Here is a 26,014-nt window from a genome sequence, read left to right as displayed (position 1 = left end):
TTGGCCTCTTTCTCTTGGCGGAGCAGCCCGCTAGGTTTAGCGCATGTCCTCGCGCTGGCTCAAATCCTATTTGCCCCGCAGCTTGTATGCCCGGGCGGCCCTGATTCTGGTGCTGCCGGTGATCGTGGTTCTGTTGGTGGTGTCGGTGGCATTCGTGCGTGAACACCTCGAGGATGTGACCGGTCAGATGACCCGCGCGGCGTCGCGCGAAGTGCGGCTGGTTCTGGAAGACATTCAGGGCGCCGAAACCCAACAGCAGGCGCTGGCCGCGGTGCGCCCGGATTTGAGGGTGCTGGACATGCAGGCCCGCTTTCTGGGGATCAACGAAACGCCTACGATTGAACCGCGGCGCTGGTATGATTTCATCGCACCGCAGATCGACGCTGATCTTCGAGAGCTGCTGCCGAACCTCGTGGCGGTATCGTTGCCGGACAGTCAGGTCGCGACTTTGTTCTTGAACACCCATCTGGGTGTGTTGGAGCTTGGCTTTGATCGCCGGCGTCTGTCGACGGTCGCTCCGCACCAGTTGATCGTCACGATGCTGTTCTTTGCGGTGATCATGACCTCGATTTCGTTCTTGTACATGCGCAATCAGTTGCGGCCGATCACTCGGCTGGCCGACGCGGCGCAGGCTTTTGGTCGCGGTCGGGTCGTGCCGTTCACCCCCGGAGGGGCCGTTGAGGTGCGGGCCGCTGGCAGCGCGTTTCTTGACATGCGTGCCCGGATCGAGCGGCAGATCGAGCAGCGGACCTTGATGCTGTCGGGTGTCAGCCATGACCTGCGAACGCCTCTGACCCGGCTCAAGCTTGGCCTGTCGATGTTGCCGGAGGAAGATGCAAAGCCGCTGCTTCAGGACGTGAACGAAATGCAGTCACTCTTGGATGCCTTCCTTGATTTCTCGCGCGGCGCGTCCGAGGGCGAGCAGGTCGAGGTTCGTCCGGATGAGCTTTTGCGCTCGATCGTGGATGATGCGCAACGGGCCGGGCAAAGCGTCGAGTTGCTGCCGCCCGAAGGGCAGGGTGCAGTGATGCTGCGTCCGACTGCGATCCGCCGCGCGGTGGAAAACCTGATCGGCAACGCGGTGCGCTACGGGTCGCACGCGATGGTCAGCATGACCCTGACTGACAAATCGCTGCGCATTCGGGTTGAGGATGATGGCCCCGGCATCCCGCCCGAGCAGCGGACCGAGGCGGTGAAGCCGTTCAGCCGGTTGGACCCGTCGCGGAACCAGAATCAGGGCAGCGGGGTGGGCCTCGGGCTGGCGATCGTTGCAGATATCGCTCGTGTACACGGCGGTGTTTTACGCCTGGGACAAAGCGAACGCTTGGGCGGTTTGTGCGCAGACATCATCATCGGGCGGTAATTTCGGCCGTATATGGTAGGCCCGGAGGGACTCGAACCCCCAACCAAAGCGTTATGAGCGCTCTGCTCTAACCAATTGAGCTACAGGCCCGCCTGAGCGCTTGCGTACCACGCAGAACAGCCGCGTCAAGCCTGACCGTTGCAACGCGGCGCACAATCGACTAACCCGCGCTGAAAGCATTCATGAGGGAACGGCCATGACAGCGGGCAAGAACGGCATCACCTATGCAGATGCGGGCGTGGATATCGATGCGGGCAACGCGCTGGTCGACCGGATCAAGCCCGCCGCCAAGCGGACGAACCGCCCCGGCGTCATGAGCAGCCTTGGCGGGTTCGGCGCGCTGTTCGACCTGAAAGGGGCAGGGTATTCCGACCCGATCCTGGTGGGGGCAACCGATGGCGTGGGCACCAAGCTGCGGATTGCGATCGACACGGGCGTGGTCGATGGCGTGGGTATCGATCTGGTGGCCATGTGCGTCAACGACCTGATCTGTCAGGGCGCCGAGCCGCTGTTCTTCCTGGATTACTTCGCCACTGGCAAGCTGGACACCGACACCGCCGCGCGGATCATCGAAGGCATCGCCGAGGGCTGCGTCCGCTCGGGCTGTGCCTTGATCGGGGGTGAAACCGCCGAGATGCCGGGGATGTACCCCGATGGCGACTTCGACCTGGCAGGCTTTGCTGTCGGCGCGATGGAGCGCGGCAGCGATCTGCCCGCCGGTGTGCAGGCCGGGGATGTTCTGCTGGGGCTGGCGTCGGACGGGGTGCATTCCAACGGCTATTCGCTGGTGCGCAAACTGGTCGAGATCTCGGGGCTGGGATGGGATGCGGATTCGCCCTTCTGCGACGGGCCATTGGGAGACGCGTTGCTGACGCCCACGCGGCTCTACGTCAAACCCGCCCTGTCCGCGATCCGGGCGGGTGGCGTTCATGCACTGGCGCATATCACCGGCGGTGGGCTGACCGAGAACCTGCCGCGCGTGCTGCCCGACGACCTGGGTGCGCAAATCGACCTGAACGCCTGGGATCTGCCGCCGGTGTTCCGTTGGCTGGCGGAAACCGGGGGCATCGCCGAGGCGGAAATGCTCAAGACTTTCAACTGCGGGATCGGCATGATCGTCGTCTGTGCCGCCGACCGCGCCGATGACTTGGCCGCCCTGCTGTCGGATGCCGGCGAGAGCGTCGCGCGCATCGGTTCGGTCACCGAAGGGGCGGGCGTCAGCTACGCAGGCAAGCTGCTGTGAGCCACAAGCGCGTCGCCATCCTGATTTCCGGGGGCGGGTCGAACATGGTGTCGCTGGTCGACAGCATGACCGGTGATCATCCGGCGCGCCCCTGTCTGGTTCTGTCGAACAATGCAGATGCGGGCGGACTGGCCAAGGCGGCGGATCGCGGGATTGCCACAGCCGTGGTCGATCACCGACCGTTCGGCGGTGACCGCGCCGCGTTTGAGGCCGAGCTGTGCAAGCCGCTGCTCGAGGCGCAGCCAGACATCGTCTGCCTGGCGGGGTTCATGCGCGTGCTGACGGGCGATTTCGTGTCTCGGTTTCAGGGGCGGATGCTGAATATTCACCCCTCGCTGCTGCCCAAGTATAAAGGGCTCAACACCCACGTCCGCGCCATCGCCGCCGGGGATGCCGAACACGGCTGCACCGTCCACGAGGTCACCGCGGCGCTGGATGATGGTCCGATCTTGGGGCAGGCCCGGGTTCCGGTCGAACCCGGCGACACCCCGGATTCGCTTGCTCGGAAGGTGCTGGCCTGGGAACACAAGCTGTATCCGGCGGTTCTGGAGCGCTTTGCCCGTGGCGATCGCGCACCGGTGTTACTCCCCTGATCTTGCGCCAGAGATTTACATGAGCGGCCAATTCGGCCTATGGTCTGGCCAAGCGCTCGGGGCAGAAGAAACCAACGGGCAATGACCAGAGCAAGAGCAAGAATAGCAAGCGCATGAAGACCCTCAAAACCACGCGAGAGTTGGCTGACTTCTGCAAGGCTGCCGCCCAACACCCCTATGTGACCGTCGACACCGAATTCCTGCGCGAGCGGACCTACTACTCCAAGTTATGTCTGGTCCAGTTGGCCGTGCCCTCTGAAGACGAGGACAGCGCGGTATTGGTCGATCCGCTGGCAGACGGCTTGTCGCTTGAGCCGCTTTACGAATTGTTCCAGAACGAAAACGTCGTCAAAGTGTTCCATGCCGCCCGCCAGGACCTTGAGATTTTCTGGGTGGAGGCCGGTATTTTCCCCAAACCGCTTTTCGATACGCAGGTCGCTGCAATGGTTTGTGGTTTCGGGGAACAGGTTGGCTATGAAACGCTGGTTCGCAAGATCTGCAAACAGGGTCTGGACAAGACCTCGCGGTTTACCGATTGGTCGCGGCGCCCGCTGAGCGAGGCCCAGCAGACCTATGCGCTGGCGGACGTGACGCATCTGCGCAAAATCTATGAACATCTGGCCGCCGAGCTGGAGAAATCCAAGCGCAGCCATTGGGTGGCGGAGGAGTTGCGCGTTCTGACCGATCCCGCAACCTATGACATCCGCCCCGAAGAGGCATGGCGGCGGGTCAAGACCCGGACCAACTCGGCCAAGTTCCTTGCGGTGGTGCGGGAGCTTGCCCGGTTCCGTGAGGAATATGCCCAGCAGAACAACGTGCCACGCAGCCGCGTATTCAAGGACGATGCGCTGGTCGAACTGGCGTCGACCAAACCACGTACGCATGCTGATCTGGGCAGCTCGCGTTTGCTGCTGCGCGAAGCGCGCAAAGGTGCCATCGCCGACGGTATTCTGGCCGCCGTACAGGCCGGTATGAATTGCCCTCCAGAGGATCTCCCGCGGGTGGACAACAGCCGGGACAAGATCAAGGTGAACCCCGCGCTGGCTGACCTGCTGCGGGTATTGCTGAAGTCAAAGACGGAAACCGCAGGGGTCGCGGCCAAGCTCATCGCGACCAGCTCGGAGCTGGATCAGATCGCGGCTGGGGACCGTGACGTTGCTGCGATGTCCGGTTGGCGGTTCGAGGTTTTTGGCGAGGACGCGCTCAAACTCTGCAGAGGCGAGATCGCCTTGGCAGCGAAGGGACAAACTGTTCAGGTCGTCCCCCTGTAAGATCGAATTCAGCGCCGACGCGATTCCAGGGCGTTCTGCTGACCGACTACGCGGATCAGACGAATGCCTTCAAGGTCCTGACGGCTGACATTGACCGCATCGGTCACTTCACGCGTACGTTCGGGCCCCTGCGCAGTGGCATAGGTCGGGTAGTTCACGCGGAAAACGAACTCCATAACGCCGTTCTTCCGGTTTTCCTCGGAATCGACGAAGGTGAGCTTTGCGTCATAGGCGCCCTGTCGGAATGCGGTGCCTTGCGCGACAACGATGGCACCCGAGGCGTTCGGTTCGATCCGCAGCTCGGTGATGGTGGTGATCGGTACGCTGGTATCTTCGGGTTCAGGGCGCGCGAACAGTCCCCGGCCCGAGCTTTGCTTCGGCACCAGCGCATCTGCGTCGCTGGCCGATGTCTCGACCGGGGCAGGGGTGCTCTTCCCGAACCAGTTCGACGGGTTTGCCCGGGAATCGCGCCAGCTGCTGCAGGCGGACAGGGTCAACAGGGCGACAAGAAGGACGGAAACAGTTTTTTGCATGGACCCAAAGCTTTGCAAGGTATTACCCGCACTGGGTTAGCCTACTTTCGGTCGTTTGAAAAGCCGCCCATGGGGGTGGACACCGGACATCGGGCGACTTAGGTCAGAACCAGAACAGCAACCAGAGGACCCACGTTCATGGCCACGCCTGCCTTTGAGGAGATTGTCGAGGATTTCGAGTTCCTTGAGGACTGGGAAGACCGGTACCGCCACGTGATCGAGCAGGGCAAGGCGATGGAGCCGCTGGATGACGCCCTGAAGGTGCCGGCAACCAAAGTCCATGGCTGCGCCAGTCAGGTCTGGATTCATCCGGTAATCGAAAATGGCGTTTTTCGGTTCGACGGCGACAGCGACGCGCTGATCGTTCGTGGTCTGATCGCTGTATTGCGCTCGCTTTACAACGGTTTACCCGTTGCCGAAGTGGAGAAGGCCGACGCCGCGGCCGAGCTTGCCCGGTTGGGGTTGAATGAACATCTGTCGGCCCAGCGGTCGAACGGTGTGCGTGCGATGATCGACCGAATACGAGACGTAGCGCGCGAAAACGCCTGAGCCGGTTTCGCCACTCGGGGGCCAATCATGAGGATTTGGGGCTTGCGCCGGCCCAGTCTTTCAGCGTGGTCTCGAGATCGCCATATCCGGTGAAACGCCGTTCGAACTCCAGCCCCATCCGATCCGCGCATTCCTGTGCCCGACGGGTCAGTTCGGGGTCATCTGTCTGCGCCTGGTAGATCAGCTTGGTGTAATTTCCGAAATACATGTCGCGCAGTTCCGGGTGCCGATCCAGCCCCAACGGCTTCCAGACGAACGCATCAAATTGCCTGGCCAGAAAGTCGGTCAGGTAGAAGGCCGTCGTCTCATCGTCGCCGCGTTCGGCGAATTTGTCGTTTCCCTCGAAGAAAGAGTAACAGTGCGGTCCCCGCACCATTTCGACACCCAGCCGTTTGCACGCCTGCTCCAACAGTCCGCCGGACCCGCAATCGGCATAGACGACAAAAATCCGGTCATACCGGTCGCGATGCTTGGCGACGGCATCCTCCACGGCCTGAGTGATCCGTTCGGGATGGACATGCAGGATGGCAGGCAAGCACGTCAGTGCAAGGTGGTCCCAGCCGTTGCGTGTCTTCATGTCCAGAATCTCGCGCGCCAACGCACCGCAGGCGATCAACAGGATGCTTTGCTGCGCATCCATCTCGTCAAACCCCTGTTCCGTCAGGCGTTTGTCGTCAGGTATGTCGTGCTGCGGCATGTGTCGCCTCCGCAAGGTTCCAATGTCAAATGACCGCGAAATAGCCCCCGATGCAAGTTCGCGTCCTTTGGGATCACACACTTGGCACCCGAGTTACAATCTCGTTGTGATGCCACGGCCCGGAAATGAAAAAGCCGCCCGGACAGGCGGCTTTGACATAACAAGGCGTGCAGGATCAACCCGCCAGTTGGTTATGCTTGCGCGAGACGAACTCCTTGGCGGTTTCGACCGCAACCGCCGCGTCCCGGCAATAGGCGTCAGCGCCGATCGCCTTGCCGAACTCTTCGTTCAGAGGGGCGCCGCCGACCAGCACGATGTAATCGTCACGCTTGCCCTGTTCGACCAACGTGTCGATGACCACTTTCATGTAGGGCATGGTCGTCGTCAGCAGGGCCGACATGCCCAGAATATCAGGCTGCTCGGTTTCCAGTGCTTCCAGGTAGTTTTCAACCGGATTGTTGATGCCGATATCGACAACCTCGAAACCGGCGCCTTCCATCATCATCGAGACGAGGTTCTTGCCGATGTCGTGGATGTCGCCCTTGACGGTGCCGATCACCATCTTGCCAACGCGCGGAGCGCCGGTTTCCGCCAGCAGAGGCTTGAGGATGGCCATGCCGCCCTTCATCGCGTTGGCGGCCAGCAGAACTTCGGGCACGAACAGGATGCCGTCGCGGAAATCCTGGCCGACAATGGTCATGCCGCCGACAAGCGCCTTGGTCAGAATGTCATACGGTGCCCATCCACGTTCCAGCAGGATGTTCACGCCTTCTTCGATCTCTTCCTTCAGGCCATCGTAGAGGTCATCAAACATCTGTTCGACGAGTTCGTCGTCGTTGAGTTCCGACAGGACGATGTCTTCTTCATCGGACATGGGTCATTTCCCTGAGCTGGCGGGCCTTGCGCCCTTGGTGGCTGTTTTTCCCGTTTTGGCCATTTCGTCGCAGTTAGACTGTGACGATTGCGACCTCGGCGGTTCCGAGACCGACCTATAGGTGAAAATCTTGCCGCGCTCGACGCCAAATTTCACATGATCTTTCTGAGCGGTATTCATGGGGTCTGTGCATGAGACAAAGCCAGCGATTGTGATGGCGGACTTGCCGGGGAAACCTGCAGATGCTAGAAATTACGTGAACAAAGAGGGAACAAATATGCCGTTGCGCCACACTATTTCCGGGCGAGGTGCCGTATCGAACGACGCTGGTCGGTACGAGGCGTATGCGCACGAAGCGGTCGATGACGGCTGGGAGGATCCCGAGCCTCTTCCTCCCCTGCGAACCTCGGTTCGGGACGAGGTCGCGAAGTCTCTGATCACCTACAACAAGTCACCGGATCTGCCATTTGACCGGTCGTTCAACCCGTATCGCGGGTGCGAACACGGTTGCGTCTACTGCTTTGCCCGACCCACCCATGCATATCTCGGTCTATCTGCCGGGTTGGATTTCGAAACGCGTCTGATCGCACGTCCGAACGCTCCGGATGTGCTTGCGCGCGAGCTTTCGTCCGCGCGGTACAAGGTGGCGCCGATTGCGCTGGGTACAAATACGGACCCGTATCAGCCGATTGAAAAAACACGTTCGATCACAAGGGCATGCCTGGAGGTTCTGAGAGATTTCAACCACCCGGTTGCGATCGTGACCAAGGGCGCTTTGATCGAACGGGATATCGACATTCTCGCGCCCATGGCCGCCCTTGGGCTGGTCAGGGTTGGCATCTCGCTGACTACGTTGGATGATGGTCTGTCGCGGCGGATGGAACCGCGTGCCCCTGCACCAAGACGCCGGCTGCGCACGATCCGAAAGTTGACCCAGGCCGGGATTCCCGTGCGCGTCATGACGTCCCCGATCATTCCGGGACTGACCGATCACGAGCTTGAAGCGCTGTTGGAGGCGGGCTGCGACGCAGGCGCGGATGCGGCCAGTTGGATCATGCTACGGTTGCCCCGCGAAGTCTCTCAACTGTGGCAGGAGTGGTTGTCCGAGCACGAGCCTGGTCGCGCCGAAAAGGTCATGGCGCGGTTGCGCGAAATGCACGGGGGCAGGGACTATGACCCGCGGTGGGGGCATCGGATGCGCGGCGAGGGGGTCTACGCCGAAATGGTCGCCAAGCGGTTCAAGGCTGCGATTGCGCGACTTGGCTTGGCGACCACAACTCCCAAACTGCGTTGCGACCTCTTTGCCCGGCCTGCGCGGGCCGGGGATCAATTGTCACTGTTCCAATAAGAAAAGGCCCCGCTCGATGGCGGGGCCTTTTGTCTGTCTTAGCGGTTTTCGATGTCGACGTAGTCGCGCAGAGTTTCGCCCAGATACAGCTGGCGCGGGCGGCCAATCTTGTTCTGAGGATCGGCGATCATTTCTTTCCACTGGCTGACCCAACCAACGGTGCGCGACAGCGCGAAGATCGGGGTGAACATTGAGGTCGGGAAACCCATCGCCTCGAGGATGATGCCCGAGTAGAAATCGACATTCGGGAACAGCTTCTTGTCGACGAAATACGGATCTTCCAGTGCTTGTTTCTCAAGCGCCTTGGCGACCTGCAGTTTCGGGTTGTTCTCGATGCCCAGCAAGTCCAGAACCTCATCGGCCGACTGCTTCATCACTTTGGCGCGCGGGTCAAAGTTCTTGTACACGCGGTGACCAAAGCCCATCAGGCGGAACGGATCGTTCTTGTCCTTGGCGCGTTCGATGAACTCGGGGATGCGGTCGACGCTGCCGATCTCTTCCAGCATCTCGAGGCAGGCCTGGTTGGCGCCGCCGTGCGCCGGGCCCCAGAGGCAGGCGATACCGGCCGCGATGCAGGCGAACGGGTTCGCGCCCGACGACGAAGCCAGACGCACGGTCGAGGTCGAGGCGTTCTGCTCGTGATCGGCGTGCAGGGTGAAAATCCGGTCCATGGCGCGGCTGAGGATCGGGTTGACGACGTAGTCCTCGGCCGGAACGGCGAAGCACATGTACAGGAAGTTCGACGCGTAGTCCAAGTCATTGCGCGGGTAGATGAACGGCTGACCGATCGAGTATTTGTATGCCATCGCCGCAATTGTCGGCATTTTGGCGATCAGGCGGTGCGTCGCGATTTCGCGCTGGCGCTCGTCGCCCACGTCAGTCGAGTCGTGATAGAAAGCCGACATGGCTCCGACCACGCCCACCATCGTAGCCATCGGATGCGCGTCGCGGCGGAAGCCACGGAAGAAATAGTGCATCTGCTCGTGGATCATGGTGTGGCGGGTGATGGTCGTTTCGAACTCTTCCAGTTCGTCGGCCTTGGGCAGGTATCCGTACAGCAGCAGGAAGCACACTTCGAGGAAGTGCGATTTCTCGGCCAGTTGGTCGATCGGATAGCCACGGTGCAGCAATTCGCCCTTTTCACCGTCGATATAGGTGATGGTGCTGTCGCAGCTTGCGGTCGAAGTGAAGCCTGGGTCGTAGGTGAACACGCCGGCCTGACCGTAGAGCTTGCGGATGTCGACTACGTCGGGTCCGGCCGTTGGCGAATGAACCGGCAACTCATAGGTTTTTCCGTGGACGGTCAGAGTCGCTGTCTTGTTGCTCTCGGTCATGTTTTCCCTTCCTCAATCATACGAATGCCGGCTCGCTGACCGACAAAACGGGCGGTGATCGCGCAAGTCTGCGCGAGTCAGGTCGTAGCGGAGCAGCGTTACCCGAATGTGAAGTCAGGACTGTGCCGCTGCATCAGAAATCCGTGCAATGGTCTCATCCCGACCCAGCACGAGCATCATGTCAAAAACCGAAGGTGTGACGGCCCGACCCGCCAACGCAGCCCTGAGGGGGCCAGCCAGCTTGCCGAACTTCAACCCGTTTGCCTCGGCAAACGAATTGAGGGTCTCCTCCAGTTCGTTCCGGGTCCAGCTAGCATTTTGCAGCTGCGGCGTCAATTGATCCAGTATACCGTCGGATACAGAACTCAGCGCCTTTTCTGCCTTCTCATCGCGCTCGATCGGTCGCGAAGTCAGTGCAAAATGCGCCTTTTCAAGGAGTTCCGGAAATGTACGCGCCCGATCCTTGAGGCAATACATCGCACGTTCCAAATCACCCGATTGTGTTTCTGTCAGCGCAGGCAGGCCAGCGGCGTCCAGATATTCTTCGATTTCTTGCCGCAATGCAGCATCATCGGATATGGCGATGTGCTGTCCGCACAAGTTCTCGAGCTTTTTCAGATCGAACCGCGCCGGGCTTTTCCCGATTCCGTTCAGGTCGAACCATTCCTTGGCCTGTTCATCGGTAAAGAACTCGTCGTCCCCGTGGCTCCAGCCCAGGCGCGCCAGATAGTTTCGCATACCGGCGGCAGGATAGCCCATGGCCTGATACTCCTGCGCGCCCAATGCGCCGTGCCGCTTGCTGAGTTTCTTTCCGTCAGGGCCGTGGATCAGCGGGATGTGCGCCCAGACCGGAACTTTCCAGCCCATGGCTTCATAGATCATCATCTGCCGCGCCGCGTTGTTCAGGTGGTCGTCGCCACGAATGACATGCGTCACACCCATGTCGTGGTCATCAACGACCACCGCCAGCATATAGACCGGTGTGCCGTCCGAACGCAGGAGGACCATGTCGTCCAGCTGATCGTTTCGGATGGTTACGTCACCTTGGACCTTGTCGCGGATGACGGTTGTGCCATCCTGCGGAGCCTTGATCCGCACAACGAAGGGGCGGTCGGGGTGTGTGCTGGGGTCGGCGTCGCGCCACGGGCTGCGGAACAGGGTCGACTTGCCCTCGGCCCGGGCCTGTTCACGAAAGGCCGCGATTTCTTCCTGGGTCGCAAAGCACTTGTATGCTTTGCCTTCTGCCAGCAGCTGATGCGCGACTTCGGCGTGACGAGCTGCGCCTTCGAACTGGCTGATGACATCTCCGTCGTGGTCGAGCCCGAGCCAGCTCATGCCCTTGAGGATAGCCTCGGTCGCTTCGGGCGTTGACCGTTCGCGGTCCGTGTCTTCGATCCGCAGCAGGAACTTTCCGCCTCGACCACGGGCGTAAAGCCAATTGAACAGCGCAGTACGGGCTCCGCCAATGTGCAGATAGCCGGTGGGCGAGGGTGCAAATCGGGTGACGACCTGATCGGACATTATAGTGATTAACCTTTTGGTAACCGCGTTGAGCGTAGAGTCGAGCCTGTCTAACGAGCCTCAAGGACGGGGGCAACCATGCGTGTTGTGGCGTGGGTCGAAGGTGCGTTGCTAAACCAGCGAGGGCACCTTTTGCCTTGGTCTCCGGTTTGTCTGGCCATCGGCATAGGCCTGTATTTCGCAATCCGGTTCGAGCCGGATGCGCGGATTTATTCGGGCCTGTCCGGGTTGGCCCTGCTTGCCATTTGGGCCAGCCGCCGGATGTCGTCTGCCTGGGCTCCGTTGGCAATAGGGGGGGCGCTGGTCGCCGTTGGGTTCATCCTGGCGGGTGCTCGCGCTCACATGGTTGCAGAGCCGGTTTTGAAATGGCGCTATTACGGCCCGGTTGAGGGGAGGGTCGTGGCGTTGGATCGCTCTGCTTCGGATGCGCTGCGGGTTACGCTGGACCAGGTACGGATCGGGGACGTGCCGTCGGACCAAGCCCCGCGGCGCATCCGACTTTCGTTGCATGGCGACCATGTACCGATTGTGCCAGGGCAACGCGTTATGACGACGGCCCATCTGTCACCGCCGCAAGGTCCCGTCGAACCCGGCGGCTTTGATTTTCGCAGACACGCCTGGTTTCAGCGCTTGGGCGCGGTCGGATACGCGCGCACGCCAGTGGTCACCGCCGCTCCGTCCCGCTTTGAGGCCGGGGTGCGTGTCGCTGCCGTGCGCATGGCCATTTCCGACAGAGTGAGAGAAGTGCTGCCAGGTGATGTCGGCGGCTTTGCCGCAGCTGTTTCGACCGGGGATCGCAGCGGCATCAGCGCCGCCGCTTTGGACAATTTGCGCACGTCGAACCTTGCCCATCTGCTTGCAATCTCCGGCCTGCATATGGGGTTGTTGACGGGGTTCGTCTTTGTGACTTGCCGGGTACTGCTTGCGGCCTTGCCCGCCTTGGCGTTGCGGTGGCCGGTTCGCAAGGTTGCCGCGGTCTGCGCGCTGATCGCTGCAACGCTCTATCTGTTGCTTTCTGGGGGCAATGTCGCGACCGAGCGCGCCTTCGTGATGGTATCGGTTCTGTTTGGGGCGGTTTTGATCGATCGGCGTGCCATATCTTTGCGGGCCGTCGCGGTTGCGGCGCTGTTGGTGCTGTTTCTTCGCCCCGAATCATTGCTCAGCCCCGGATTTCAGATGTCCTTTGCCGCCACGACAGCACTGGTCGCGGTTTTCGGTGCCCTTCGCGACGTTGAGGTTCCAAGAGTGCCCAAGTGGTTGCGCCCGGTGGGTGGGCTTCTGTGCTCCTCGGCGGTCGCTGGTTTGGCGACGGCCCCAATTGGTGCGGCACATTTCAACATGGTGTCGCACTACGGCTTGCTGGCCAACACCCTGTCCGTGCCGGTTATGGGATCCGTCGTGGTTCCCTCGGCAGTTCTGGCAGCGATCCTCGCGCCTTTCGGGCTCGAGGCCGTTGCGATCCATGTGATGGGTATCGGACTGGCGTGGATCCTGGCCGTCTCGGACTGGGTGTCCGGCCTGGATGGTGCACGGGGCTTCGTTGCCAGCTCGCCCGGTTTTGTCCTGCCGCTGTTTTCCTTGGGTGCGCTGTGGGTCATTTTGTGGCAGGGACGCAGCCGCTGGGTTGGAGTTTTTCCGATGGCGTTCGCCGCAGTATTCTGGGGACAAGGCCAGCGGCCCGAGGCGCTGATCGCCGATTCAGGTGGTTTGGTCGGGGTGATGACCGAGAAAGGCCGCGCGTTGAGCAAGGAAAAAGGCGCTGGGTTCGTCGCTTCGGTCTGGCTTGAAAACGATGGAGACGGAGCAACCCAGCCGGAGGCTGCGGGCCGGTGGCCATCGGCCCCAGATCTTGTTCAGCGATATCCTTTAGAGGATTTCCAGCTGGTCCACATCACGGGCAAGCGCGCGGCGCAGCAGGTCACCGTTTGCCGACCGGGCGAACTCGTGGTCTCTGCCGTGCCGATCAAACTGACCGGTGACTGCGCCGTTTTTGATCCTGACCGACTGCGAAAGACCGGCAGCCTTGCGATCCGCCAAGGAAAGATGTTCAGCAGCGCTGATGCGACGGGGCCACGCCTTTGGTCACCGGCTCGGCCCGACGGCTTCAGTAAGTCCGAATAAGTCCGACGAGACGCCCTTGAACCTTGACCTTGTCCTCGGGCAATACCCGCGTTTCGTAAGCGGGGTTGGCGGCCTCGAGCGCGATCGCCTGGCCGCGCCGGAAAAACCTTTTCAGGGTTGCCTCCTGATCTTCGACCAAAGCCACGACGATGTCGCCATTGTCTGCCGAAGACGTTTCGCGGATCACGACCACGTCCCCGTCATTGATACCGGCGTCGATCATGGAGTCTCCGCGCACCTCAAGGGCATAGTGTTCGCCACGGCCCGATACCATCGTGCCCGGTACCGCAACATGATGGGAAATGTGGCTGATCGCCTCGATCGGAACACCGGCGGCAATTCTGCCCATCACCGGAAGTTCGAGAGCGTCCACCGACACAGGCTCGACATTGGCAGGGCGGGGCACGCTGGGCTTGTCACCTTCGATCACGCGAGGCGTGAAGCCAGCGGTCGGCTCGCCTCCCAGACTTTCGGGCAGTTTCACGATCTCGATCGCGCGCGCCCTGTGGGCGAGACGCCGGATGAACCCACGCTCTTCCAGCGCGGTGATCAACCGATGGATGCCGGATTTGGATCTCAGGTCCAACGCCGTTTTCATTTCGTCAAAGCTGGGTGGAACACCGTCCGCCTGAACGCGTTTGTGGATGAATTCCAGCAAATCCAATTGCTTCTTGGTCAGCATCGCTCACACCTCGTTGCCCATGCGTTTTCTTTTGTTCTACGCATGTTCACGTTTTGTGTCAATGGATTTGCCGACTGAACCTAGATGGGCAGGTAGGACACCGTTTCCCCCGCAGCCCGCGCAGGATCGTTTGGAGGGCGCATCAGCAAGGCGTTCGACCGCGCCAGAACGCTGAGCAGCGAACTGTCCTGATCCTCGAACGCGCGTATCCCATTGCTTTCCAATCGAGCGCGCATGTAATGCTCGCGCGGGCCGTTCGGTGGCAGGGCCTCCGACAGGATGGCCTGATGGAGAGTCGGATCAACAGTCTGGATGCCCAGCATCTTTTTGACCAAGGGGACCAGGAAGAGATATCCGCAAACCATCGCGCTGACCGGGTTGCCGGGCAACCCGATCATCGTCGCATCACCCAGCCGCCCCGCCATCAGTGGTTTGCCGGGGCGCATCAGGACCTTGTAGAAGGATTGTTCGAGCCCCAGCCGTTGCGATGCTTCGGCCACAAGGTCGTAGTCTCCCACCGACGCTCCGCCAATTGTCACGACCAGATCGGAGCCTTCGGCCAAGCCAAATGCGGTTTCCAGCGATGACAGTGTGTCTTGTGCCACTGGCAACATGCGAACATGTGCGCCAGCATTCTCAAGCAATGCTTTGATGCCAAACGAGTTCGAGGCAATGATCTGGTCAGGTCCCGGAGTTTCGCCCGGCATGACCAGCTCGTTTCCCGTGGCGATCAGCGCGATCTGGGGTTTGGTGGCCACGGAGACGGTCGGAACATTCATCGCCGCCAGCAATGCAAGATCCTCAGGCGAGAGGACTCGCGGTGCACTAACCGTATCGCCGATGGTGAAGTCCACGCCTGCCGGTCGGATGTTGGTTTTTTGGCCGGGTTCTTCCGTGATCGTCAACAGATCGCCGCGCAGGTCGGTGTCTTCCTGGATGACGACGAAATCTGCCCTCTCGGGGACCGGAGCCCCGGTGAAAATCCGAACTGCCTGGCCCGGGCCAACTGTACCTGTGAAACGCTGGCCAGCGGCGGCCTCACCGATGACCTTGAACATTGCGTGACGCTCAACCTCGGCCGACTTCAGCGCATATCCATCCATTGAAGAGGCAGCAAACGGGGGTTGGTCCCGCTCGGCTTTTACATCCCGCATCAGCACTCGACCGGCCGCGTCAGCAAGCGCAATCTGCTCTTCGGGCATGGTGGCTACCAGGCCGAACAGCAGCTGTCGGGCTTCTTCAACCGTTATCATTTCGCCTCGTAACGACCTGATTTGCCGCCATCTTTCAGCAGAACGCGGATGCGGCCGATTTCCATTGCCTTGTCAACGGCTTTGGCCATGTCATAGACGGTCAGTGCTGCGGTAGACACGGCTGTCAGGGCCTCCATCTCGACGCCAGTCTGTCCAGTGGTCTTGACCGTCGCTTCGATCTGCACGCCCGGCAGGTCCGGGTCCAATGTCAGGTCAACCGACACCTTGGTGACAGGCAAGGGATGGCACAGCGGAATCAGGTCCGGTGTCTTCTTTGCCCCCATGATCCCGGCCAACCGGGCAACCCCCAGAACATCGCCCTTCTTCGCGCGGCCTTCGGAAATAATTTCAAAGGTTTGTTGCGCCATTTTCACGTAACCCGCGGCAACCGCGACGCGGTTTGTCGTGTCCTTGTCCGATACATCGACCATATGGGCCTGGCCGTCGCTGTCAAAATGCGTCAAGGGCATCACATGACCCCCGGCACCAGCGGGTTCGACAGGATGTGACGGGTCGCGGCGGCGACGTCCTGCTGCCGCATCAGGCTTTCTCCGATCAGGAAACACCGGGCACCATAGCGGGCGATATCCGCAAGGTCTTCCGGGGTATTCAGCCCGCTTTCGCACACGATCATGCGGTCAGCGGGAACCAGCTTGGACAAGCGGCGAGTGGTATCAAGCGAGGTCTCGAACGTCTTGAGATTGCGGTTGTTTATTCCAATGAGAGGGCTTTTGAGATCGGCCGCGCGCTCAAGCTCGGCCTCGTCATGTACCTCGATCAGGACATCCATGTCCCAGTCAAACGCGGTCTGTTCCAGTTCGGCGGCTTGCTGATCGTCGACCGATGCCATGATGATCAGGATACAGTCGGCACCCAGTGCCCGCGCTTCGACCACTTGATAGGGATCATACATGAAGTCCTTGCGCAGTGCCGGAAGCGAGCATGCAGCCCGGGCGGCGGTCAGGAATTCCTTGGCACCCTGAAAGCTGGGCGTGTCGGTCAAAACCGAAAGGCAGGCGGCGCCACCTTCTTCATAGGCTTTTGCCAGCGCGGGCGGATCAAAATCCTCACGGATCAAACCCTTGGACGGGCTTGCCTTCTTGATTTCGGCGATCAGACCATAACCGCGGCGACTGGCCGTGCGCAGAGCATCCACAAAGCCGCGCGTTTCAGACGCTTCGCGGGCTTGTTGCTCGACCTCGTCAAGGGGAACTTGGGCTTTGTCGGCGGCGACTTCTTCCAGCTTGTAGGCCTTGATCTTATCCAGAACGGTTTCGGTCATGCGGCTTCCTGTGTGAGTTGTGCCAGAGCAGCAATCTTGTCTTTCGCCTTGCCGCTGTCGATGCTTTCGGCGGCCATTTCGACGCCTTGTTTCAGGTCCGGTGCAGCTTCGGCGACCACAAGGGCCGCAGCCGCGTTCAGCAGGACCGCATCCCGGTAGGCCGACGGCGCGCCATCCAGCAATGCGCGGAACGCGACGGCGTTTTCCTCGGGTGTTCCGCCCAGAATATCTTCAAACGGATGAACCGGCAGGCCCGCATCTTCGGGATGCAATTCAACCTCTTTCACGCGCCCGTCCTCAAGCGACGCGACCCAGCTGATGCCAGTAATCGTCAACTCGTCGGTCCCGTCCGAGCCATGTACCAGCCAGGCGTGCTCGGCCCCGAGCAAGCCAAGAGTCTCGGCCATCGGTCGGATCAGGTCGCGGCTGAAGGCTCCGGTCAGCTGCCGCTTGACACCGGCGGGGTTGGTCAGGGGGCCAAGGATATTGAAAATGGTTCGGGTGCCAAGCTCTTGCCGGGTGGGCATGACATGGGCGATGGCCGGGTGATGCATGGGCGCCATCATGAACCCGATGCCGACGGTCTGCAAAGCCTTTTCAACGACTTGCGGCCCGACCATAATGTTGATTCCCATCTGTCCCAATGCATCGGCGGCCCCTGATTTCGAGCTGAGATTCCGGTTGCCGTGCTTGGCCACGGTCACGCCCGCGCCAGCCACGACAAAGGCCGTCGCGGTCGAGATATTGAGCGTGCCTTTCCCGTCGCCGCCGGTTCCCACGATGTCGATCGCGCCCGCTGGTGCTTTGACCGCGTTGCATTTCGCGCGCATCACGGCGGCGGCGGCGGCATATTCCTCGACCGTTTCGCCGCGCGTGCGCATGGCCATCAACAGACCGCCGATCTGGCTGGGCGTGGCGCGACCCTCAAACAGGATCTCAAAGGCCTGTTCGGCTTCGGCACGGGTCAGGGCGCGATCGGCCGCAGCTCCGATCAGCGGTTTCAGCGCGTCACTCATGCGGGGACTTTCATTTCGTTCAGGAAATTCTTCAGCAGCGCGTGGCCGTGTTCCGAGGCGATCGATTCCGGGTGGAATTGAACACCGTGGATCGGCAGCTCTTTGTGTTGCAGGCCCATGATGGTGCCGTCTTCCAACTCTGCCGTGATTTCAAGGCAATCGGGCAGGGTATCCCGATCGACGACCAGTGAGTGGTAGCGGGTCGCCTCAAACGGTGACGGCAGGCCGGCGAACAGGCCTTTGCCAGTGTGATGCATGGTTCCCATTTTGCCGTGCACGATTTCGTGGCACCGCACGACCTTGCCGCCAAAGGCCTGACCAATGGTCTGGTGACCCAGACAAACACCCATCAAAGGCGTGCGCGTTTCCGCAGCTGCCTCGGTCAGGGCGAGGCAGATCCCGGCCTGGTCCGGATCACAAGGGCCGGGACTCAGCAAGATGCCGGCAGGGTTCATGGCCATCGCTTCCTGCACATCCAGCGCATCATTGCGGCGCACGACCATTTCCGCGCCCAATTCGCCCAAATAGTGGACAAGGTTGTAGGTAAACGAGTCGTAGTTGTCGATCAGCAGCAGCATTTGGCACTTGTCTTGTGTTTGGGCAATTCGGACTGGCGATACAGCCCCGCGCCACGGTATAGTGTTGGGACATACATGCTCAGGCTTGTGCGGCAGCGTCAAGGGGACAACCCCAACAAGGCGACCGGACGGGTGAGTGCCGCAAAGACGGTGCACGGGCTGCCGAGGCAGGATGAAAGACGAGAGGCAAGAACAGATGGGCGGATTTATCGGTGGAATGATCGCCGGCGCGGTCGTTGTGTTGGTTCTGGGCGCAGTGCTTTCCCTGAACACGCCACTTGGCAGCAAACCGGATATTCAGACAGCGGCGCCAGCGGCGGCGGAAGCCGATCTGCCCAAGGCGGATACGGAAGTGCAGGGCGCTGGTCCGGATTCCGATCTTGTCGAAATCGCACCACGAGCGTTGGAGGCGCTGGACGATACGGCGGATGGGTCCACTGGACTGGATGGCATTCAGGCCGAGCCGGATGATCGTCCGCAGGTCGGTGACACCGTGGCAGGTTTGAACGACCCGGGTGCGGGAGACGCCGCGTCGGTCGATGTGACGACCGACGCGCCAGCCGCGCCCCCGGCGCCTGGACCGGTTCCGTCGAGCCCGGACGAAGAGGTCCAGCCCGTCACCGTGGACGCGACACCGCCGGCCGCGCCACAGCCCCCGGCGCAAGAGGTCACGGCCGTCGAGCCAGAGACCGCCGAACCAGAGACTGCGGCAAATGCGGAACCCGAGGCGACCCCGGCGCCGGAAACAGCCGCGCTGCCGTCGACACCTGAGCCGGATCAACCGACCGGAACCGGCGACAGCCCGATCGCGGTCGAGGGGGACGAAGACACGCAGCCCCGCAAACGGGCCCGGATCGCGACCTTGCCCCAGATCGGCGGCGAACAGGCAACGGCCTCATCTTCGATTGCCGGCAAACGCGTGATCCCGCTGACCGAACGCGATGATGCCCCAGCCGATCAGCCGGCAGAGGGTGAGGGCATGCCCGGTAAGCCGATCGATGCTTATGCCGCCGCCTTTGACAACCCGGATGCCAAACCGCTGATGTCGATCATCCTGATTGATGACGAAGGTGCGTTCGGGGCTGAGGCGCTGAAGGATTTTCCGTATCCGCTTAGCTTTGCGGTCAGCCCTTCGGATCCGCAAGCGGCGGAGAAGATGAAGCGCTATCGCGAGGCTGGGTTCGAAGTTCTGGCCTTGACCGACCTGCCAAAGGCGGCCAGCGCGCAGGATGCCGAAGTTTCGCTGGCGGTCTGGCTTGAAACCTTGCCTGAAACCGTTGGCCTGCTTGAGGGCGTGAACACCGGGATACAGGGCAACCGCAAGTTGGCCGACCAGGTGGCTGCCATCGCGGCAGGAACTGGCCGTGGGCTGGTGGTGCAGGACAACGGGTTGAACACCGTCCAAAAGCTGGCCGCGCGGAACGGCATTCCATCCAGTGTGGTGTTCCGCGACATCGACGGTGCGCGTCAGGATCCAATGGTCATGCGCCGGTTTCTGGACCAGGCCGCTTTTCGTGCCGGGCAGGAAGGCGCGGTTGTGATGCTGGGCCGATTGCGGCCCGAGACAATTTCGGCGTTGTTGCTCTGGGGGCTTGAGGATCGCGGCAACCGAGTTGCCCTAGCCCCGATCTCGGCGGTGATGAAAAGCCAGATCCAGTAATCAGTGAAGAAAAAGAAGAAAATGCGGCCAGGTTGGCCGCCTTTTTTTATGAATTCCCGGATCCGGTGAACCGCGCCGCATCCGCCGCAGCTCGCCTGATGGCATTCGATTTGTGCACGGTTTCCATGTATTCAGCTTCGGGGTCGCTGTCATAGACGACACCACCACCGGCCTGAATATACAGTTTCTGGTCCTTCACGATGGCCGTACGCAGCGCAATGCACATGTCCATGTCGCCACCGGCGCTGAAATAGCCGACACCGCCGCCGTAGACACCGCGCTTTTCGGGTTCCAACTCGTCGATGATTTGCATCGCCCGGACCTTCGGTGCACCTGACACTGTGCCCGCTGGCATCCCGGCAAAGAAGGCGTCCAGGGCATCCTTGTCGTCGGCCAACTCGCCCACAACGTTCGACACGATGTGCATCACGTGGCTGTAGCGCTCGATGATGAATTCCTCGGTCGGGCGAACGGTGCCGATTTTGGACACGCGTCCTGTGTCGTTGCGGCCCAGGTCCAGCAGCATGAGGTGCTCGGCCAGTTCCTTTTTGTCGGCCAGCAAATCCAGCTCGTTCGCCTTGTCCTCTTCGGGCGTGGCACCGCGAGGACGTGTTCCGGCGATCGGCCGGATGGTCACTTCGTTCCCGAACACGCGCACAAGTATCTCGGGGCTGGCGCCAATCACCTGGAAGCCACCGAAGTTGAAATAGAACATGAACGGAGACGGATTCGTGCGGCGCAAGGAACGATACAGCGCAAAGGGCGGCAGCGGGAAATCCTGCGTCCAGCGTTGTGCCGGAACCACCTGGAAGATGTCACCAGCCCGGATGTACTCCTTGGCCTTTTCCACGGCTTCCATGTAGCCCGACTTGGTGAAGTTGGATACCGGCGGCGCGATCTCGTGTGCTTCGCCCAGATCTCGAGACTCCGAGGGCATTGCGCGTTCCAGGTCGCGCACCGCGTCCATCACACGCTCGGCCGCCTGTGCATATGCGGCCTTAGCTGACTGCCCGTCGCTGGCCCAGGCCGGAGACACAATGGTGACTTCGCCTTTCACGCCGTCTAAGACCGCAACCACCGACGGGCGCAGCAGTATCGCATCCGGCAGGCCCAAAGGATCGGGGTTCACATCCGGCAGGTATTCGACAAGGCGCACCATGTCGTATCCCAGATAACCGAACAGGCCGGCCGCAGCCTGGGGCAGGTCATCGGGCAGGTCGATGCGGCTTTCGGCGAGCAGCGCGCGCAGGTTGTCCATCGGGTTGCCATCTTGCGCGTCGAACGCATCCGCATCAAACCGCGCCGAACGGTTCAATTCCGAAGTTTCGCCCCGACAGCGCCAGATCAGATCCGGCTTCATCCCGATGATCGAATACCGGCCGCGAACTTCGCCTCCGGTCACCGATTCAAGGACGAACGCGTCCTTCTGAGCGCCCGTCAGCTTGAGCATCAGCGAAACCGGTGTGTCCAGATCCGCGGCCAGACGGGTATAAACGACCTGGTTCTGTCCGGCCTCGTAGGCGCGTGCAAAGCTGTCGAAATCGGGTGTCAGAGCCATTTTCGTTCCGGTCAGAAGTTGGCCTGAACCGCGTTCAGCGCGCGTTGGTCCAGGGTCGGCCGCGCGCGTGTCTGAGCGTCGCGCACATAGATGTCGAAGATGTTTTGGGCCAGTGCCTGGTTCAGCTGAGCGGCAGCGGCCTCTTGCATCAGGCGCTGTTCGTCGGTTTCCGCAGGCGGAAGAACCTCGTCCAGCCGCACGATGAATGCCGCATCCGGTCCCGCGATCACACGCAGTTCATTGGGTTCCATCTCAAAGATCTGGGTCATGAAATCGGCCGGGACGTTATCCAGAAACGCAGTCCGGGTCAGCGCGTTTTCGACGCGGAATGGCAGCCCGGTCGCCGTGAAATCACCGTCGACGGCCAGTTGAGTCACGATGCCGTTGGCCTGTTCCTCAAGCGCCTTGGCTGTCTGTTCCTGTATCCATGCGGCGGCGACGCGGTCGCGTGCGGACTCCAGCGGCTCGGGGCGCGGCGGCAGAACCTCATCCAGTCGCAGGGCAAAGATCGAACCATCCTCGAGGAATCCGATTTCAGGGAAGTCATCTTCGCGGACGGCCTGCGCAGCCTGGCGGAAGCCGTCATACGCGGCGATGCCGTCATCGCTTTGACGGGTCCAGTCAATCTTGCCAAGCTCCATTTCGGTTTCGTTGGCCAACTCTTCCAGCGTGGCGCCGCCGGCCAGCATGTCGTTGATGTCTTCGGCCTGGCTCTCGATGAGGCGCCGGGCGCGTTCGCCGGCCAGCTCTGCACGCAGTTCCGGTTCGGCGTCCTCAAAGCTCACGTTCTGTTCGGCCAGCGATCCGTTGACCCGGAAAAGGGCCGGACCAAAGACCGAGGGCAGGGGACCCACGACCTGATCAATCTCTGCGGCAAAAACGGCATCCGCGGCCTCGCCCAGATCTTCGCGGGTCACATCACCCAGATCGACACTGCTCAGTTCAAGTTCGCGCTCGCGTACCAGCTGCTCAAAATCCGCCCCGCCGACTTCCAGCTGTGCCATCGCCGCAGTCGCCTCTTCCTCCGAGGGGTAGACCAGCCGCTCAACCAGACGACGTTCGGCTTGCTGATACTGGTCCTTGCGCTGTTCATACAGACGCTTGAGTGCGTCTTCGTCTACTTCGACCGTATCCTGCAGCATCTCTGGCGACAGAACGGCGTAGGTGATTTTTTTGGTGCGCGGCAGGGTGAACCGATCGGTATTCGCGTCGTAATATGCTTGGATATCGGCGTCTGCTGGCTCGGAGATCGGGGTCGTCAGAGCGTCCGGCGAAAGAGTTGCGACGGTAAAGCTGCGGCGAGCGAGAACATAGTCGGCCAGGGCTTTGGTCATGATCGCGGGCATTTCAACACCGTCCATCATCGCGCCTTGGACGATTGTCCGTGCTGTTTCCTTTCGCAGGTCTTCCTCGAACTCGGTTTCGGTCATGCCAATCTGTTCCAGCTGGAACCGGTAGGCTTCGCGGTCAAAAGATCCGTCAGGGCCCTGAAAGGCCTGAATGCCGACGATTTCCTTCTGCAGGTTGGCATCACCGATCGAAACGCCTAGCTGTGCGACCTCGTTGTTCAGGGCTGCCAGTGAAACCAGTCGCGCCAAGGCCCGCTGATCCAGCCCCAGCTCGCGGGCCTGTGACATCTGCATCGGTTGACCGGTCTGCGCCTCGACCGCGCGGATTTCGCGCTGCAGCTCGCGGACATAGGCATCGACCGAAACGTCCTCATCCCCGACCTGGGCGACTGTGCGTACCGTTCCGCTGAGGTTGACGGCGCCAAAACCGGCAAGACCCAGCATCAGCATGCCCATGAGAATCCAGACGAAGGTTTTGGAGAGTTTGTTAATGCCTGCGGCCATAGTGCCCTCTTGGATCTTGCGGCAGGGTTCTGCCGTGACTGTTGCGGCCCTGAATACGACGCGGGATGCCGGGGGGCAAGCTCAGAAGGACAGAGCCTGCAAGCGGTCGAACAATAGCCCGATTCCGGCACGGTCTAGATTGGCAAAAGCAATACGCACCTGGCGTTTCCCGGCGGGGTCGTGATCGGGCATGAACATCGTACCCGGCAACAGCAGAATACCGGCCTGGGAGACCAATCTGCGCGCCAGTTCGTCCGACGGCATGTCGAACGGATGTTCGAGATAGGCGAAGTAGGCCCCCAGGCCCAGCAGCCGCCAACCCTTGTCGGTCAGGCGGGGCATGTTCTTGGTGATTGCGGCGCGGCGATCCAGAATCTCGGCGCGTTCGCCCGCTAGCCATTGAGACAGGTTCTGCATCCCCCACAGCGCCGCGAACTGGCCCATCTGGCCGGGGCAGATGGCGACGGTGTCGAGGAATTTCTCAACCTCGGCCAGCAGCGGCGCACCTGTGGCGATCGCGCCCACGCGGTGGCCGGTCAGGCGGTAGGCCTTCGAGAAGGAATAGAGATGCACCAGCGTCCGGTCCCAGTCGGGCTGCTGAAACAGCGCGTGCGGCGGGCCACTGCGGCTGTCGAAATCACGATAGGTTTCATCGACCAACAGGCGCAGGCCATGCTGTTGCGCAAGGTCATAGAAGGCACGGACCAGATCCGCCGGGTATTCGACCCCACCCGGATTGTTGGGCGTGACCAGCGCGATCGCGCGCGTGCGCTCGGTGATCAGCGCGCGGGCCTGTTCCGGATCGGGCAGCAGGTCCGACCCGGTCGGCAGATCAACCGCCCGCACACCGGCCATATCCAGCCACATTTTATGGTTGAAATACCAAGGTGTTGGCAGGATGACTTCATCGCCTTGATCCGTGATCGCCGAGATGACCGAGGCAAAGGCCTGATTGCAGCCCGAGGTGATGGCTGTCTGCTCCGGCCGAACCTCGGCAGCGTAGTGATCGCCGATCTCACGCGCGAGCTCCGCGCGCAGATCGGGGTTGCCCAGTACCGGGCCGTAGAGATGTGCGGCGTCCTGATTGATCGCAAAATCAGCCATCGCCTGCCGCAGCGCCAGCGGCGGCGGATCAACTGGTGCCGCCTGGCTGACATTGATCAGCGGGCAGTCTTCCGAGAACGTGACCCCTTCGAGCCAACGCCGCGCCTCCATCACCGGAGGGGCGAAGGTGGCGGCGGTGCGGGTCAATGTCATCGGGTGTCCGGTCTTGCTGATTTGTGGTGGATAAGTGGGATCAGTCGGTGCCGCGGTAGGGCTCGACATATTGCAGCGCCATATCCCAAGGGAAGAAGATCCAGGTGTCCTGGCTGACCTCGGTGATATAGGTGTCAACCATTGGGCGGCCCTTGGGCTTGGCATAGACCGTGGCGAAATGGGCCTTGGGGTACATCTTGCGCACCAGTTCCAGCGTCTTGCCGCTGTCGACCAGGTCGTCGATGATCAGCACGCCCTCACCATCCCCCATCAGATCGGCATCGGGGGCTTTGAGCACCTCGGCCTCGCCACGTTCCTGATGGTGATAGGATTTGACGCTGATCGTATCGACGGTGCGGATGTCCAGCTCTCGGCTGACGATCATCGCCGGTGCCATGCCGCCGCGCGTGATCGCGACAACGGCGCGCCAAGCACCGTCATCGGGGCCCTGACCGTCCAGCCGCCAGGCCAGCGCGCGCGAGTCACGGTGAATCTGGTCCCAGCTGATATGAAAGCCTTTTTCGTGGGGCAGGCGGTCCTTTGCGCTCATGGTCTTATCCCTTTTCCACGTCCGGCGCGTCGACGGCTTTCATGCCGACGATGTGATAACCCGAGTCAACGTGCAGGTTTTCACCGGTCACGCCGCTGCTGAGGTCGGACAGAAGATAAAGGGCCGATTTGCCCACGTCATCGATGGTCACGTTGCGGCGCAGGGGCGAGTTGTATTCGTTCCACTTCATGATGTAGCGGAAGTCGCCGATGCCGCTGGCGGCGAGGGTTTTGATCGGTCCGGCCGAGATCGCGTTGACGCGGATGTTGTCCTTGCCCAGGTCCTCGGCCAGGTATTTCACCGACGCTTCGAGCGCGGCCTTGGCCACACCCATGACATTGTAGTGCGGCATGACCTGCTCGGCGCCGTAATAGGTCAGGGTGATGGCGCTGCCGCCGTCGGTCATCAGCTTTTCGGCGCGTTGCATCACTGCGGTGAAAGAGTAGACCGACACGTCCATCGTCAGTTTGAAATTCGCGCGCGACGTGTCGACATAGCGGCCGCGAAGTTCGTTCTTGTCGGAGAAACCAATGGCGTGGACGACGAAATCCAGCTTGCCCCATTTCTCTTTCAGTGCCGCGAACAGCTCGTCGATCGACTCTTCGTTGCTGACGTCACAGGGAAGGACGATCTCACTTCCCAGTTGGGCCGCCAACGGGTCGACCCGTTTTTTCAGTGCATCCCCCTGATAAGAGAAAGCCAGTTCGGCTCCGGCTTCGGACAAGGCGCGGGCGATTCCCCATGCGATTGATTTGTCATTGGCCAGTCCCATGATGAGGCCGCGCTTGCCGGCCATCAACTGATTTGACATGTTCGGTTCTCCGCCTGTCGTCGCGATGTGTTGCGTTGGTTTATGCCATTGATTGCGCTGCATCAAG

The 26,014-nt window shown here is 61.2% G+C and carries 24 protein-coding genes and 1 tRNA gene; 8 read left to right on the top strand and 17 right to left on the bottom strand.

The features are described 5' to 3' along the window. The first annotated feature begins 43 nt into the window (after positions 1-43). A complete protein-coding gene (locus tag ACR0DA_RS06460) occupies positions 44-1,363 on the top strand; it encodes an ATP-binding protein (RefSeq protein ID WP_480633131.1) in 1,320 nt (439 codons plus the stop codon). A 13-nt stretch (positions 1,364-1,376) separates the two neighbouring features. Here the strand turns inward: ACR0DA_RS06460 and ACR0DA_RS06455 are convergent. Beyond that, a tRNA-Ile gene (locus ACR0DA_RS06455) sits at positions 1,377-1,453 on the bottom strand. Positions 1,454-1,559: 106 nt separating this feature from the next. On the opposite strand from ACR0DA_RS06455, the gene purM reads away from it, so the two are divergent. The 3 genes from purM to rnd all read left to right on the top strand — a co-directional run bounded on the left by purM (position 1,560) and on the right by rnd (position 4,470). After that, entirely contained in the window at positions 1,560-2,606 is a 1,047-nt protein-coding gene (gene purM / locus ACR0DA_RS06450; protein WP_480753333.1) for a phosphoribosylformylglycinamidine cyclo-ligase, read from the top strand. Beyond that, positions 2,603-3,199 (top strand): phosphoribosylglycinamide formyltransferase, encoded by a 597-nt coding sequence (purN, locus tag ACR0DA_RS06445; protein ID WP_480753332.1) that lies wholly within the window; start codon positions 2,603-2,605, stop codon positions 3,197-3,199. The genes purM and purN overlap by 4 nt, the downstream gene beginning before the upstream one ends. 113 nt (positions 3,200-3,312) lie before the next feature. Continuing rightward, positions 3,313-4,470, top strand: coding sequence for a ribonuclease D (gene rnd / locus ACR0DA_RS06440; RefSeq protein WP_170370535.1), 1,158 nt, complete (start codon positions 3,313-3,315; stop codon positions 4,468-4,470). Between the two features lie 8 nt (positions 4,471-4,478). Here rnd and ACR0DA_RS06435 read toward each other — a convergent pair whose 3' ends face one another. Beyond that, the gene (locus ACR0DA_RS06435) at positions 4,479-5,003 is read right to left on the bottom strand and encodes a hypothetical protein (protein WP_480753330.1); all 525 of its coding nucleotides are present in this window, start codon (positions 5,001-5,003) and stop codon (positions 4,479-4,481) included. Between the two features lie 138 nt (positions 5,004-5,141). On the opposite strand from ACR0DA_RS06435, the gene ACR0DA_RS06430 reads away from it, so the two are divergent. Next, a complete protein-coding gene (locus ACR0DA_RS06430) occupies positions 5,142-5,552 on the top strand; it encodes a SufE family protein (RefSeq protein ID WP_480753329.1) in 411 nt (136 codons plus the stop codon). Positions 5,553-5,577: 25 nt separating this feature from the next. On the opposite strand, the gene ACR0DA_RS06425 is transcribed toward ACR0DA_RS06430, so the two are convergent. Then, positions 5,578-6,249: a DUF1638 domain-containing protein gene (locus tag ACR0DA_RS06425; RefSeq protein ID WP_480753328.1), complete on the bottom strand. Its 672-nt coding sequence runs from the start codon at positions 6,247-6,249 to the stop codon at positions 5,578-5,580. Positions 6,250-6,424: 175 nt separating this feature from the next. After that, the gene (locus tag ACR0DA_RS06420) at positions 6,425-7,123 is read right to left on the bottom strand and encodes a corrinoid protein (RefSeq protein WP_093962188.1); all 699 of its coding nucleotides are present in this window, start codon (positions 7,121-7,123) and stop codon (positions 6,425-6,427) included. Between the two features lie 277 nt (positions 7,124-7,400). Here ACR0DA_RS06420 and ACR0DA_RS06415 point away from each other — a divergent pair, with 277 nt between their 5' ends. Next, the gene (locus ACR0DA_RS06415; RefSeq protein WP_170600406.1) at positions 7,401-8,471 is read left to right on the top strand and encodes a PA0069 family radical SAM protein; all 1,071 of its coding nucleotides are present in this window, start codon (positions 7,401-7,403) and stop codon (positions 8,469-8,471) included. A gap of 38 nt (positions 8,472-8,509) precedes the next feature. Here ACR0DA_RS06415 and gltA read toward each other — a convergent pair whose 3' ends face one another. Together gltA and gltX are read right to left on the bottom strand one after the other, a co-directional pair. Further along, positions 8,510-9,805, bottom strand: a complete 1,296-nt coding sequence (gltA, locus tag ACR0DA_RS06410) for a citrate synthase (protein ID WP_170338439.1) — start codon at positions 9,803-9,805, stop codon at positions 8,510-8,512. A 114-nt stretch (positions 9,806-9,919) separates the two neighbouring features. Continuing rightward, on the bottom strand, positions 9,920-11,326 hold the full coding sequence (gene gltX / locus ACR0DA_RS06405) for a glutamate--tRNA ligase (protein ID WP_170446224.1): 1,407 nt from the start codon (positions 11,324-11,326) through the stop codon (positions 9,920-9,922). A 78-nt stretch (positions 11,327-11,404) separates the two neighbouring features. Between gltX and ACR0DA_RS06400 the strand changes: the two genes are divergently transcribed. Continuing rightward, positions 11,405-13,447 (top strand): ComEC/Rec2 family competence protein, encoded by a 2,043-nt coding sequence (locus tag ACR0DA_RS06400; protein ID WP_480753327.1) that lies wholly within the window; start codon positions 11,405-11,407, stop codon positions 13,445-13,447. On the opposite strand, the gene lexA is transcribed toward ACR0DA_RS06400, so the two are convergent. The 6 genes from lexA to ACR0DA_RS06370 form a co-directional block, all read right to left on the bottom strand. Then, a complete protein-coding gene (gene lexA, locus ACR0DA_RS06395; protein WP_170528672.1) occupies positions 13,431-14,129 on the bottom strand; it encodes a transcriptional repressor LexA in 699 nt (232 codons plus the stop codon). The genes ACR0DA_RS06400 and lexA overlap by 17 nt on opposite strands. An 80-nt stretch (positions 14,130-14,209) precedes the next feature. After that, a complete protein-coding gene (locus tag ACR0DA_RS06390) occupies positions 14,210-15,382 on the bottom strand; it encodes a molybdopterin molybdotransferase MoeA (RefSeq protein WP_170528670.1) in 1,173 nt (390 codons plus the stop codon). Beyond that, on the bottom strand, positions 15,379-15,852 hold the full coding sequence (gene moaC / locus ACR0DA_RS06385) for a cyclic pyranopterin monophosphate synthase MoaC (protein WP_480753325.1): 474 nt from the start codon (positions 15,850-15,852) through the stop codon (positions 15,379-15,381). Before moaC ends, ACR0DA_RS06390 begins: the two co-directional genes overlap by 4 nt. After that, positions 15,852-16,664: an indole-3-glycerol phosphate synthase TrpC gene (gene trpC, locus ACR0DA_RS06380; protein ID WP_170338971.1), complete on the bottom strand. Its 813-nt coding sequence runs from the start codon at positions 16,662-16,664 to the stop codon at positions 15,852-15,854. Before trpC ends, moaC begins: the two co-directional genes overlap by 1 nt. After that, on the bottom strand, positions 16,661-17,680 hold the full coding sequence (trpD, locus tag ACR0DA_RS06375; protein ID WP_480753323.1) for an anthranilate phosphoribosyltransferase: 1,020 nt from the start codon (positions 17,678-17,680) through the stop codon (positions 16,661-16,663). Before trpD ends, trpC begins: the two co-directional genes overlap by 4 nt. Next, entirely contained in the window at positions 17,677-18,258 is a 582-nt protein-coding gene (locus tag ACR0DA_RS06370) for an anthranilate synthase component II (RefSeq protein WP_170338975.1), read from the bottom strand. The genes trpD and ACR0DA_RS06370 overlap by 4 nt, the downstream gene beginning before the upstream one ends. Before the next feature lie 196 nt (positions 18,259-18,454). Here ACR0DA_RS06370 and ACR0DA_RS06365 point away from each other — a divergent pair, with 196 nt between their 5' ends. Continuing rightward, on the top strand, positions 18,455-19,918 hold the full coding sequence (locus tag ACR0DA_RS06365; protein WP_480753322.1) for a divergent polysaccharide deacetylase family protein: 1,464 nt from the start codon (positions 18,455-18,457) through the stop codon (positions 19,916-19,918). A gap of 46 nt (positions 19,919-19,964) precedes the next feature. On the opposite strand, the gene trpE is transcribed toward ACR0DA_RS06365, so the two are convergent. The 5 genes from trpE to fabI all read right to left on the bottom strand — a co-directional run bounded on the left by trpE (position 19,965) and on the right by fabI (position 25,947). Beyond that, entirely contained in the window at positions 19,965-21,476 is a 1,512-nt protein-coding gene (gene trpE, locus ACR0DA_RS06360; protein WP_170402921.1) for an anthranilate synthase component I, read from the bottom strand. 11 nt (positions 21,477-21,487) lie between these two features. Continuing rightward, positions 21,488-23,329 (bottom strand): peptidyl-prolyl cis-trans isomerase, encoded by a 1,842-nt coding sequence (locus ACR0DA_RS06355; RefSeq protein WP_480753320.1) that lies wholly within the window; start codon positions 23,327-23,329, stop codon positions 21,488-21,490. A gap of 81 nt (positions 23,330-23,410) precedes the next feature. Further along, positions 23,411-24,586, bottom strand: a complete 1,176-nt coding sequence (locus ACR0DA_RS06350) for an aminotransferase (protein WP_480753319.1) — start codon at positions 24,584-24,586, stop codon at positions 23,411-23,413. A 40-nt stretch (positions 24,587-24,626) separates the two neighbouring features. After that, positions 24,627-25,136, bottom strand: a complete 510-nt coding sequence (gene gpt, locus ACR0DA_RS06345) for a xanthine phosphoribosyltransferase (RefSeq protein ID WP_093962173.1) — start codon at positions 25,134-25,136, stop codon at positions 24,627-24,629. Positions 25,137-25,140: 4 nt separating this feature from the next. Then, positions 25,141-25,947 carry an enoyl-ACP reductase FabI gene (fabI, locus tag ACR0DA_RS06340; RefSeq protein ID WP_093962972.1) on the bottom strand — a complete coding sequence of 269 codons (807 nt, stop codon included), beginning with the start codon at positions 25,945-25,947 and terminating at the stop codon, positions 25,141-25,143. Positions 25,948-26,014 lie beyond the last annotated feature (67 nt).

The sequence above is a fragment of the Ruegeria sp. CI8 genome (assembly GCF_056536865.1).
The sequence above is the reverse complement of the archived record's forward strand: the minus strand, read 5'-3'. Positions and strand labels throughout refer to the sequence as shown.